The sequence below is a fragment of the Cupriavidus basilensis genome (genome assembly GCF_029335485.1).
In the GTDB taxonomy this organism is placed as follows: domain Bacteria; phylum Pseudomonadota; class Gammaproteobacteria; order Burkholderiales; family Burkholderiaceae; genus Cupriavidus; species Cupriavidus basilensis_E.
This window is the reverse complement of the sequence record NZ_JARJLM010000185.1, coordinates 1-10,867: the sequence shown is the minus strand read 5'-3', so window position 1 is coordinate 10,867 and position 10,867 is coordinate 1. Positions and strand designations below refer to the sequence as shown.

Here is a 10,867-nt window from a genome sequence, read left to right as displayed (position 1 = left end):
ACCGTTCGAATTCCAGACGCCCGCTACGGAGCGGATCCCGTTCCTGTCCGTCACGTTTTCACTAAGTTATTGATACATAAGAAAATAATTCTCTTTCGGCTAGCTGGCACAGGGGTTGCGACAGAGAGACCGGACCGCCATGCAACGTGGTGAGTCTGGCAACGGTGCTGCCTGGCAGCCGCCGTGAAAGCGACTAATGGAAGGAGACATGGATATGGAAGTGCAATCACAAGTCCAGGTGATGGGCATCGACGCCGGCGGCACGATGACCGACACCTTCTTTGTGCGCTCCGATGGCCGGTTCGTGGTCGGCAAGGCACAAAGCAATCCGGATGACGAGTCCCTGGCGATCTTCAATTCCTCGGAGGATGCGCTGGCCCACTGGCAGCGCGGCGTCGACGACGTGTATCCCGAACTGCTGACCTGCGTGTACTCGGGCACGGCGATGCTCAACCGCGTGGTGCAGCGCAAGGGGTTGGACGTCGGCCTGATGGTTAACAAGGGCTTCGAACATGTCCACTCGATGGGCCGGGCCATCCAGAGCTACCTTGGCTACGCGCTGGAAGAGCGTATCCACCTCAATACGCACCGCTATGACGAGCCGCTGGTGCCATTGTCGCGTACGCGTGGCGTGACCGAGCGTACCGACGTGCAGGGCGAGATCGTCATTCCGCTGCGGGAGAAGGAAACGCGCCAGGCCACGCGCGAACTGGTCGCGGCGGGGTCGAAGGCCATCGTGATCTGCTTCCTGCAATCGCACAAGAACGGCACCAGCGAGCAGCAGGCGCGCGATATCGTGCGCGACGAACTCAGGAAGCTCGGGGCCGATATCCCGGTCTTCGCCTCGGTGGATTACTACCCGCAGCGCAAGGAAAGCCACCGGATGAACACCACGGTGCTGGAAGCCTATGCTGCCGAGCCGTCGCGGCAGACGCTAAAGAAAGTCAGCGACCGGTTCAAGAAGCACGGCGCCAAATTCGACCTGCGGGTCATGGCCACCCACGGCGGCACCATCAGCTGGAAGGCCAAGGAACTGGCGCGCACCATCGTTTCCGGCCCGATCGGCGGCGTGATCGGTTCGAAACTGCTGGGCGAAACCCTGGGCTACGACAATATCGCCTGCTCCGACATCGGCGGCACCTCGTTCGACATGGCGCTGATCACCAAGGGCAACTTCGCCATCGCCGCCGATCCCGACATGGCGCGCCTGGTGCTGTCCCTGCCGCTGGTGACGATGGATTCCGTGGGCGCGGGGGCGGGCAGCTTCGTGCGGCTCGATCCCTACAGCGGCGCCATCAAGCTTGGCCCGGACAGCGCGGGCTACCGCGTCGGCACCTGCTGGCCGGAGAGCGGCCTGGATACGGTTTCCGTGTCCGACTGCCACGTGGTGCTGGGCTACCTCAATCCGGACAACTTCCTCGGCGGCGCCATCAAGCTGGACGTGGAGCGGGCGCGCCAGCATATCAAGGCACAGATCGCCGATCCGCTGGGCTTGTCGGTAGAGGATGCCGCGGCGGGCGTGATCGAGTTGCTCGACCTGCAACTGCGCGAGTACCTGCGCTCCAACGTCAGCGCCAAGGGCTACAACCCGACCGAGTTCGTCTGCTTCTCCTACGGCGGGGCGGGGCCGGTCCACACCTACGGCTATACCGAGGGCCTGGGCTTCAAGGACGTGATCGTGCCGGCCTGGGCGGCGGGCTTCTCGGCATTCGGCTGCGCCTGCGCGGATTTCGAGTACCGCTATGACAAGAGCGTCGACCTGGCGCTGCCGCAGGACGCGGCCGAGGCGGACAAGGCGCAAGCCGCGCAGACCATCCAGAAGGCCTGGTCCGACCTGGCGTCCAAGGTGATCGAGGAATTCAAGATCAACGGCTTCCAGCCCGAGGACGTGATCCTGCGCCCGGGGTACCGCATGCAATACATGGGCCAGCTCAACGACCTGGAAATCAATTCTCCGATCGTCAACGCCGCCACCGCGGGCGACTGGGACCAGATCGTCGATGCCTTCGAGGAAACCTACGGCAGGGTGTATGCCAGTTCGGCGCGCTCCCCCGAGCTGGGCTTCTCGGTGACCGGCGCGATCATGCGCGGCATGGTGATCACCCAGAAGCCGGTGCTGCCGGAAGACCCGGAAGGCGGACCCAGGCCGCCCGCGCAGGCGAGGCTGGGAACGCGCCCGCTGTACCGGCAGAAGCAATGGCATGAGGCCGTGTTGTGGAAGATGGAAGCGCTGCAACCCGGCAACACCATCACCGGGCCGGCCATCATCGAGTCGGACGCCACCACCTTCGTGGTGCCCAAGGGCTTCGCCACCACGCTCGACAAGCATCGCCTGTTCCACCTCAAAGAAGTGAAGTAAGGAGACACGCCATGAATATGATGTCCAGCAAGGAAGTCGGCCTGGCCGACCTGCTCAAGACCGGCCAGACGCTCAAGGAATTTCGCGATGCCATCCTGGAGCGCACCGAGCAGACCGGCCACTACAACGGCCTCACGCGGCTTGCATTCCGCGAACGGGATCCGATCCGCTACGAGAAACTCTTCTCCAAGCTGCGCGGCGGCCTGGTGCACGCCCGCGAAACCGCCAAGAAGATCGCCGCCAGCCCCATCGTCGAACAGGAAGGCGAACTCTGCTTCACCCTCTACAACGCCGCCGGCGACTGCGTGCTGACCTCGACCGGGATCATCATCCACGTCGGCACCATGGGCGCCGCCATCAAATACATGATCGAGAACAACTGGGAGGCCAATCCCGGCATTCATCCCGGCGACATGTTCACCAACAACGATTGCTCGATCGGCAACGTCCACCCGTGCGATATCGCCACCATCGTGCCGATCTTCGCGCACGGCAAGCTGGTGGGCTGGGTAGGCGGCGTGACCCATGTGATCGACACCGGCGCGGTCACCCCGGGATCGATGTCGACCGGGCAGGTGCAGCGTTTCGGCGACGGCTACATGATCACCTGCCGCAAAACCGGTGTGAACGATACGCCGCTGCGCGACTGGCTGCACGAAAGCCAGCGCTCGGTGCGTACGCCGAAATACTGGATCCTCGATGAGCGCACCCGCATTGCGGGCTGCCATATGATCCGCGACCTGATCGAGGAAGTGATCGAGGACGAAGGGCTGGAAGCCTACGAGGAGTTTGCCTACGAGGTGATCGAGGAAGGGCGCCGCGGCCTGCAGACCCGCATCAAGGCCATGACCCTGCCGGGCAAGTACCGCAAGGTGGCCTTTGTCGACGTGCCGTACAACCATCCGGACGTGCAGACCTCGTCGGCCTTCGCCAAGCTCGACTCGATCATGCATTCGCCGGTGGAAATGGAAATCCGCAAGGACGGCTCGTGGCGGCTGGACTTTGAGGGCGCCAGCCGCTGGGGCTGGCACTCCTACAACGCGCACCAGGTGGCCTTCACCAGCGGCATCTGGGTGATGATGACCCAGACCCTGGTGCCGACGCAGCGCATCAACGACGGCGCCTACTTCGGCACGGAGTTCCATCTGCCCAAGGGCACCTGGATGAACCCGGACGACCGCCGTACCGGCCATGCCTATGCCTGGCATTTCCTGGTCTCCGGCTGGAGCGCGATGTGGCGCGGGCTGTCGCAGGCCTATTTCAGCCGCGGCTACCTGGAGGAAGTCAACGCCGGCAACGCCAACACCTCCAACTGGCTGCAGGGCGGCGGCATCAACCAGGAGGGCGAGATCCACGCGGTCAACAGCTTCGAGGCCTCGTCCTGCGGCACCGGCGCCTGCGCCATCAAGGACGGCCTGAACCACGCCGCGGCGATCTGGAACCCGGAGGGCGATATGGGCGATATCGAAATCTGGGAAATGGCCGAGCCCTTGCTCTACCTTGGGCGCAACGCCAAGTCCAACTCCGGGGGCTACGGCAAATACCGCGGCGGCTGCGGCTTCGAGACGCTGCGCATGGTATGGAAGGCCCAGGACTGGACCATGTTCTTCATGGGCAACGGCTATATGAACAGCGACTGGGGCCTGATGGGCGGTTATCCGGCCGCCACCGGCTACCGCTTCGAAGCCCACAAGACCGGCCTGAAGGAGCGCATCGCCGCCGGTGACAGCCTGCCGCTGGGCGGGGACGCCAACCCGGACCTGCCGGACTACGAGAACCACCTGAACGCCGGCGCGCGCGTCAAGCGCGACCAGCAGTGCATGACCACCGAGGATTGCTACGACAACTACGACCTGTACCTGAACTACCTGCGTGGCGGCCCCGGTTTCGGGGACCCGCTCGACCGCGAGGTGGAAGCCATCGAGAGGGACCTGAACAATGCCTTGCTGCTGCCGGAATATGCCCAGAAGGTCTATGGCGCGGTGGCGACGAAGGACGGCAACGGCATCTGGAAGGTGGATGCCCATCAGACCGCGCTGCAGCGGGTCGAGATTCGCAACCAGCGGCTGGCGCGCTCGCAGCCGACGCAAGAGTGGATGAAGGGCGAGCGCGAGCGGATCCTGGTCAAGCATGCCTCGACCCAGGTGCAGCACATGTTCGCCACCAGCTTCGGCCTGTCGGAGAAGTTCGAGCAGCAGTTCCGCGCGTTCTGGGACCTGCCCGAATCCTGGACGCTGACCGAGGAAGAACTGGACGTGCCCACCTACGGTTCCAAGTACCGCATGGACCTGTCCAAGATGCCGGACGTGCACACCGTGGTGCTGGTCGAGGAGTAAGCCAGGCGGATACGGAGCGACGCCGGCGCGTGGCAGGCTGCGCCGGCGAACGACACCAGACAGGATTCAAGACTCAAGACTCAAGACTCAAGAGAGGATTCAGGATGTCTACCTACACCAGTGAACAGGTCAAGAACCTGGTCGACGGCAAGCTCGACTGGGATACCACGCTGCGCATGCTGTCCATGCCCAAGGATGCCGCGCGCTTTCAGCTGTACGTGGAGGCGCTGCAGAAAAAGCTCGACTGGGACGACCGCATCGTGCTGCCGCTGAGCCCGCACATGTTTATCGTGCAGCAGGCCAAGACCCGGAAATGGGTCACGCAGTGCGATTGCGGCCATGTCTTCTGCGACTACCGGGAGAACTGGAAGCTGCACGCCAACGTCTATGTGCGCGACACGGACGAAGCCATGGCCGAGGTCTATCCGCACCTGATGGCCCCGGATACCCAGTGGCAGGTGTACCGGGAATACTACTGTCCCAAGTGCGGCACCATGCACGACGTGGAAGCGCCTACGCCGTGGTATCCGGTGATCCACGATTTCGAGCCGGATATCGAGGCGTTCTACACCGACTGGGTAAAGCTGCCGGTGCCCGAGCGCGTGGATTGAGGCCGGATCGGCCTTGATGTAACCGATCAGCCATACACCGAGGCTGAATCCGGCCAGGCCATCGTCCATTGCCGATGGCCTGGCGGCCGTTCGATTTTCGGACGGCCGTTTTGTTTTCGGCCGTCCGATAGTGGGCGATCCGGCAACCGGACGCCATCGCACGGCGCGCGGGCGGTGGCTACACGGTGGCCTGGAATTTGCAAGAAGAACGGCTGGCGAGGTCGAGTCCCGGCTGGCACTGGTGGTGCGGTCGGGAGTAGCATGCACAGAAGCGGGCGCCAGTACCGCAGCAATAAGAACAGAGAACAAAGCCCGAGAGCGAGCCGGCACACCGGCCATTCCCGATCCGCATCGAGCGGACCCCGCAAGGAGACACGGCATGCAAGAGGCCACCACACCGATGGACTGGTTTTCCCATCCCGACCATGACGCCAGCATCATGTCCGCCTGGGAGCACCTGATTGACGGCGGCGAGGCGAATGCCGGCGAGTTGCGCTGCGTGGTGGATGACTCCTGGCGGCGCTGCCTGGTGGGACAAGTCGATCCCGGCGCGGGGGCCGCGCCGCCGCCGCTCGACGAGGGCGGGCTGAGGGAACGGCGGGAGAGGAACGAGCGGCTGGTCAGCGCCAGCCTGCCGCTGATCCAGCAGACGCGGGAGTTCCTGTCGCAGACCGGCACCATCATGCTGCTGGCCGATCCGGACGGGATGATCCTCCAGCAGGAAGGCGATATGCGCATCGTCGAGCCCGCCGGGGAAGTCGGCCTGATTCCCGGCTGCGACTGGACCGAGCTGAACTGCGGGACCAATGCCATCGGTACCGCGCTGGCCTTGCAGCAGCCGGTGCAGATCCATGGCGCCGAGCATTTCTGCGCGGGCATCAAGCGCTGGACCTGCTCGGCCACGGTGATCCGGGATCCGCTGGACGGCGGCGTACTTGGCGTCATCGACGTCTCGGGCCTGGCGCAGACCTATAGCCGGCACAGCCTGGCGCTGACGGTTTCTCTGGCCGGCCGCATCGAGAGCCGGCTGGCCAAGCTGGCGATGGAACGCCGCCTGCGGCTGCTGGATCGCTGCGCGAGCCATTTCGGCTCGGCGCGCAGCGACGGCGTCCTTGTCCTCGACGAACGTGGCAAACTGGTCAAGGCCAATCCGCAAGCGCCTTCGGCACTCACACGGCTGGGCGTCAACACAGCGCTGAACAGCGCCTTCTCCGTCCCCGGCCTCGACGCGCGTACCACCGGCTCCGCCACCCGGCCCACGCCGGCATGGCTGCGCCTGGCCCGGGTCGACGTGATTCGCGAGGGTGGCGAGATGCTGGGTTTCCTGGTGGTGATTCCGGCTGCGCCAAATCGCCTTGCCGCCGGGGCTGCCGGCATGCCAGCCGGGCGCCCCGGCCTGGCGCCGGCCTTCTCCCGTATCGTGGGCAATGGTGCCGCCTTGCGCTCGGCGGTGGAAAAGGCACAGCACCTGGCGCCGTCCCGGGTGCCGGTGCTGCTGCTGGGTGAAACCGGCGTGGGCAAGGAACTGTTCGCGCAGGGCATCCACCAGGCCAGCGCCTGTTCGGACGGACCGTTCGTGGCGCTGAACTGCGGCGGGCTGTCGCGGGACCTGCTCGCCAGCGAGCTGTTTGGCTATGCGGAAGGTGCCTTCACCGGAGCACGCAAATCGGGCGCAGCCGGCAAGATCGAGGCTGCCAACCGGGGCACCCTGTTCCTCGACGAGATCGGGGAGATGCCGCTCGACATCCAGCCGCACCTGCTGCGCGTGCTGGAGGAAGGGGAGATCTACCGGCTGGGTGAGAACGCGCCGCGCAAGGTCAGTTTCCGCCTGGTTGCGGCCACCCACCGGAACCTGCGGGACGATGTGGCCGCCGGCAAATTCCGCATGGACCTGTTTTACCGCATCGCCGTGACCAATATCGCCATCCCGCCGCTGCGCGAGCGCAAGGACGATATCCCCGCACTGGTCTCGCATTGGCTGGCCCAGTTGTGCGAGCGCTACGGGCTGCCGATGGCGACATTCGACGACGACGCCTACCGGTGCCTGCTTGCCTACGACTGGCCAGGCAATGTCCGCGAATTGCGCAACGCGCTCGAGGGCTCCTTGCTGATGGCCGATGGCGGCGTGATCACCGTGGACAAGCTGCCGCTTGAAATCGGAGCGGCGGGTGGAGGGCCCGCCGCCGACCAGTGCAAACGCATTGGGGGCGAACTTCCCGAAACGGTTTGCTCGCTGGAAGTGGCGGAGGCCGAATCCATCCGCAAGGCCCTGGCGTACAGCAGCGGCAACCTGACCAAGACCGCTTCGCGCCTGGGCATAGCCAAGAGCACGCTTTATCAGAAGATCCGCAAATACGGCCTGAGCGTTGCGCTGAGCGAAACCCGGGGCAGGGGCGCTTAGGGCGGTCGTGCTGCCCGGCACGCGCTGGAGACACGGCAAAACATTATTACCAGACAGGTAATCGCGCGGTGGCCTTCGCCGTGCTGTAATGCCGTCATGGACACCCTGACCCCCAGTTCCGAAACCGCCCTCGACTTCCCCGGCCTGCTGCGTTACTGGCGCGGCAGACGTGGCTATAGCCAGCTCGCGCTGTCGCTGGCGGCCGGGGTGTCGCAGCGGCATATCAGTTTTCTCGAATCCGGCCGCGCCCGGCCCAGCCGCGAGATGGTGCTGTCCCTGGCTGACCGGCTGGGCGTGCCGCTGCGCCAGCGCAATCGCCTGCTGCTGGCCGGCGGCTTCGCGCCGGCCTACAGCGAGCACGGCCTCGCCGCGCCCGCGCTACAGATGGTGCAGCAGGCGGTCGCGCTGATCCTGTCCAAGCAGGAACCCTATCCGGCGGTAGTGCTGGACCGCTTCTGGAACATGCTGGATGCCAATCAGGCCTACCGCCGCATGATCGGCAAGCTGCTGGGCGAGCGAGCCCCGACCGTGCTGGAGGAGGGGGGTGGACGCATCAACCTGATGCTGACGGTATTCGATCCCGAGGGCCTGTGGCCGGTCATCGAGAACGCGCGCCAGGTCGGCCGCTACTTGCTGCGTCGCGTGTGGCAGGAATTGCAGATCCAGGCGCAGGACCAGACCGCGCGCGAGATCTTCGGCCGCATCGCCGCCTGGCATCCGGATCTGGTCGGCCCGGGCGGCCTGCCGCTGTTCGAAGACGATGCCGCCGAGCGGACGCCGCCGCCAATGCTGCCGGTGGCGCTGGCCGCGGACGGCTTTCGCGCTTCGCTGTTTTCCACCTTGACCACGCTCGGCATTCCGCAGGACGTCACGCTACAGGAAATGCGCATCGAGTGCTTTTTCCCGGCCGATGAAGCTTCTCGCCAGGCGCTCGAGGCACTGTCATTGCCTGCAGCCGCTGCTGCCGCGTAGCTTGGCGGCTCGGGCAGCGCCCGCCCGCACCTGCCGCGAGCGCTTGGGCCGCATGCGGATTTCCCCGCGCTCGTGCTAACATTTGGCGCGCGGCACGCCGGCCAGCACGAAGGGCAGGCGCGCCGCATCGTTACGTCTTCAGGGCGGGGTGCAAGTCCCCACCGGCGGTATGCCGCGCGCTTTGTGCGCCGTGGCGAGCCCGCGAGCGCCCGCACTCCCGTGCGGGGTCAGCAGACCTGGTGAGAGGCCAGGGCCGACGGTCATAGTCCGGATGAAAGAAGATGGGCGGTAACACTCCGGCTGGATGTCCGGCATGCGCGCATGCGCGTGTCCGGCGCCAGCGTGCCCGTGCGTCCGCCGATCCCCTGAAACGCCCGCTTATCGCTGTTCAAGGAGCGTTTCATGCTGTCCCTTCCTACTCAAGATCAAGACAATGCCGCTGTCACCGTGCGGCAAGCCAGCCGGCTCGAAGCCACGCACGATACCCGTCCGCTGGGCGAGCGCATTGCCCAGGCGCTGAACGCCATGCGCGAAGGCCGCCCCGTGGTGCTCCTCGACGATGACGATCGCGAGAACGAGGCCGATCTGATCCTTGCCGCGGAGTGCCTGACCCAGGCCAATATGGCCATGATGATCCGCGAGTGCAGCGGGATCGTCTGCCTGTGCCTCACGCGCGAGAAGGCCGCCAGGCTGGGGCTGCGCCCCATGGTGGAAAACAACCGCAGCCAGTACGGCACCGCGTTCACGGTCTCGATCGAGGCTCGTGAGGGCGTGACCACCGGCGTGAGCGCAGCCGACCGCATCACCACCATCCGCGCCGCCATCGCCGACGACGCGGGGCTCGATGCGGTGGTCAGCCCGGGCCATGTCTTCCCTTTGGTTGCCGTCGACGGCGGCGTGCTGGCGCGCCGCGGCCATACCGAAGGCTCGGTGGAACTGGCTCGCCTGGCCGGGCTCGCGCCGGCAGCGGTGCTGTGCGAGTTGATGAACCCGGACGGCACCATGGCGCGCCGCCCGGAGGCACTGGCTTTCGCCGAAATGTACCAGTTGCCGGTGCTGACCATCGCGGACCTGGTGGCCTGGCGCGAACAGCAAGACTGACGGGCAGGGCGCCGGTCGGCGGGAGGGCAGGACGCGGTATGCGACAATGCTGGCTGTTTTCTGGTCTACACGAGGGTCCGTCCATGTCCTTGCGCGCCTTTTTCCATGCTGCCGCCGTGCTGGCGGGCAGCTGCGTCTGTCTTGCCGCGTATGCCGAACCGGTTGCCGATACGGTTCGCCCCGCCGCCACGGCGGCTTTGTATCAATGCCAGGGTCCGAACGGTGGCACGGTCTTCCGTTCCACGCCGCGTGAGGGTTGTTCCGCACTGGCCGCGCCGGATACGCCCGCCCCCGACCCACAGCGCTGGTTGCCGCTGATGAGCGTCAATGGTGTGATTTCCTACTTTGACAAGACTTCGGTGCGCCGCCGCGGCCCCGAGGTCGGCGTTGCGGTCATGCGCAATGCGCCGGCCGGCATCATCCGCACCACCAGCGGCGAGCAGATCCGTTCCTCGCTCAAGCGCATGGTCTTCAATTGCGCCACATCCATGTATGCCGTGGTCGAGCAGACCCTCTACGCCAAGCGCTATGCGCGTGGCGAGTCGCTCTATACCATCAGTGCTCCGCAGGCGGGTATGCCGCAAGTTGCCAACGCGGGCACCATTGCCGGCGAACTGCTCGACCGCGTCTGTCATTGAGATCCATCAGGGCTCGCCAATGCCCATCAAAGCCCATGTGCCCGATGCTGCGCCGCAGCGTCGATAAGCATGCTGCCGCGTCAACCCATTGCCGCGGGGTACCGTTGTTGCTACTGAAGAAGTGCCGGTGCCAAAGGCCTCCAAGTGCCGCATGCGGGCTTCTTTCCACAACTGGCCAGGGAGGCTGACATGAAGAAGTGGATCGTGATGTTGTCGTTGGCGATGTTCGGAGCAGGCGCCTATGCGCAGGCTTCCGCTCCTGCCGCGCCGGCTGCGGGCACCGACAAGCCTGCGGCATCGAAGTCCGACAAGATGTCGAAGAAGCACGCCAGGAAGAAAAGAAACCACGCGCCGGCCGATGCCGACAAGATGATGAACAAGGGCGTCTAAACGCCATTTGTGAAGGGCGACTGGCCGCGAGCGCACCGCTGTGCGCGCGTGCTGCCGGG

At 65.4% G+C, this 10,867-nt stretch carries 8 protein-coding genes and 1 riboswitch; all 8 genes read left to right on the top strand.

What is annotated here, in order from left to right; genetic code table 11:
* Window positions 1–214 precede the first annotated feature (214 nt).
* The 8 genes from P3W85_RS10995 to P3W85_RS10960 all read left to right on the top strand — a co-directional run bounded on the left by P3W85_RS10995 (window position 215) and on the right by P3W85_RS10960 (window position 10,808).
* Window positions 215–2,359: a hydantoinase/oxoprolinase family protein gene (locus P3W85_RS10995; protein ID WP_276264805.1), complete on the top strand. Its 2,145-nt coding sequence runs from the start codon at window positions 215–217 to the stop codon at window positions 2,357–2,359.
* Between the two features lie 11 nt (window positions 2,360–2,370).
* A complete protein-coding gene (locus tag P3W85_RS10990; RefSeq protein WP_017230923.1) occupies window positions 2,371–4,695 on the top strand; it encodes a hydantoinase B/oxoprolinase family protein in 2,325 nt (774 codons plus the stop codon).
* A 104-nt stretch (window positions 4,696–4,799) separates the two neighbouring features.
* Window positions 4,800–5,306, top strand: a complete 507-nt coding sequence (locus tag P3W85_RS10985; RefSeq protein ID WP_017230922.1) for an acetone carboxylase subunit gamma — start codon at window positions 4,800–4,802, stop codon at window positions 5,304–5,306.
* A gap of 379 nt (window positions 5,307–5,685) precedes the next feature.
* Window positions 5,686–7,707 (top strand): sigma-54-dependent Fis family transcriptional regulator, encoded by a 2,022-nt coding sequence (locus tag P3W85_RS10980; RefSeq protein ID WP_276264804.1) that lies wholly within the window; start codon window positions 5,686–5,688, stop codon window positions 7,705–7,707.
* 96 nt (window positions 7,708–7,803) lie between these two features.
* On the top strand, window positions 7,804–8,679 hold the full coding sequence (locus tag P3W85_RS10975; RefSeq protein WP_017230920.1) for a helix-turn-helix domain-containing protein: 876 nt from the start codon (window positions 7,804–7,806) through the stop codon (window positions 8,677–8,679).
* Between the two features lie 130 nt (window positions 8,680–8,809).
* Window positions 8,810–8,966: riboswitch (FMN riboswitch) on the top strand.
* Window positions 8,967–9,081: 115 nt separating this feature from the next.
* Window positions 9,082–9,780 (top strand): 3,4-dihydroxy-2-butanone-4-phosphate synthase, encoded by a 699-nt coding sequence (ribB, locus tag P3W85_RS10970; RefSeq protein ID WP_276264803.1) that lies wholly within the window; start codon window positions 9,082–9,084, stop codon window positions 9,778–9,780.
* An 83-nt stretch (window positions 9,781–9,863) separates the two neighbouring features.
* Window positions 9,864–10,418, top strand: coding sequence for a surface-adhesin E family protein (locus tag P3W85_RS10965; protein ID WP_017230918.1), 555 nt, complete (start codon window positions 9,864–9,866; stop codon window positions 10,416–10,418).
* 189 nt (window positions 10,419–10,607) lie between these two features.
* Entirely contained in the window at window positions 10,608–10,808 is a 201-nt protein-coding gene (locus P3W85_RS10960; RefSeq protein ID WP_017230917.1) for a hypothetical protein, read from the top strand.
* The last annotated feature ends 59 nt before the right edge of the window (window positions 10,809–10,867 follow it).

What these genes read in the sequence shown, in the direction of transcription:
- P3W85_RS10990 (WP_017230923.1), top strand. Translation starts at nt 2,371, where the DNA reads ATGAATATGATGTCCAGCAAGGAAGTCGGCCTGGCCGACCTGCTCAAG.
- P3W85_RS10975 (WP_017230920.1), top strand. Translation starts at nt 7,804, where the DNA reads ATGGACACCCTGACCCCCAGTTCCGAAACCGCCCTCGACTTCCCCGGC.
- P3W85_RS10980 (WP_276264804.1), top strand. Translation starts at nt 5,686, where the DNA reads ATGCAAGAGGCCACCACACCGATGGACTGGTTTTCCCATCCCGACCAT.
- P3W85_RS10985 (WP_017230922.1), top strand. Translation starts at nt 4,800, where the DNA reads ATGTCTACCTACACCAGTGAACAGGTCAAGAACCTGGTCGACGGCAAG.
- ribB (WP_276264803.1), top strand. Translation starts at nt 9,082, where the DNA reads ATGCTGTCCCTTCCTACTCAAGATCAAGACAATGCCGCTGTCACCGTG.
- P3W85_RS10960 (WP_017230917.1), top strand. Translation starts at nt 10,608, where the DNA reads ATGAAGAAGTGGATCGTGATGTTGTCGTTGGCGATGTTCGGAGCAGGC.
- P3W85_RS10995 (WP_276264805.1), top strand. Translation starts at nt 215, where the DNA reads ATGGAAGTGCAATCACAAGTCCAGGTGATGGGCATCGACGCCGGCGGC.
- P3W85_RS10965 (WP_017230918.1), top strand. Translation starts at nt 9,864, where the DNA reads ATGTCCTTGCGCGCCTTTTTCCATGCTGCCGCCGTGCTGGCGGGCAGC.